Annotated in this window: 1 protein-coding gene; it reads left to right on the top strand. The window is 31.9% G+C overall.

Annotated elements, in window-relative coordinates:
* Window positions 1-455, top strand: a 455-nt coding sequence (locus BJS11_RS13205) for a transposase (RefSeq protein ID WP_148114214.1), incomplete at both ends; no start/stop codon positions are given.

The raw sequence follows: 455 nt of genomic DNA on the forward strand, positions 1-455 counted from the left end.
CACGCTCTGAGAAAGCAATCGCGCATGATTTATTTATTTCACCTTCAACTGTTCATCGTCAAATGAAAATTATTGCCCAACAAGTTAAACCAAAAATATCAGATACACTGCCAAATCATTTGTCTTTTGATGAGTTTAAATCAACTAAAGATGTTGAAGGAGCTATGAGTTTTATATATTGTGACGGAAGTACACACGAAATATTAGATATTTTACCAGATCGACGAAAAGGTGAACTTGAAAAATATTTTAGTCGATTTCCTCTTAAAACACGGGCACGTGTTAAAACCATATCCATTGATATGTATAAACCGTATATAAAATTAATTAAAAAATTATTCCCAAACGCTAAAATTATTATTGACCGCTTTCATATCGTACAAGCAATTAATAGAGAAATTAATCGTTGTCGTGTGTCAGTTATGAATAGCAAACGAAAGACAAACAGACCTGAA

It is taken from the genome of Staphylococcus caeli, from assembly GCF_900097965.1.
Classification (GTDB): domain Bacteria; phylum Bacillota; class Bacilli; order Staphylococcales; family Staphylococcaceae; genus Staphylococcus; species Staphylococcus caeli.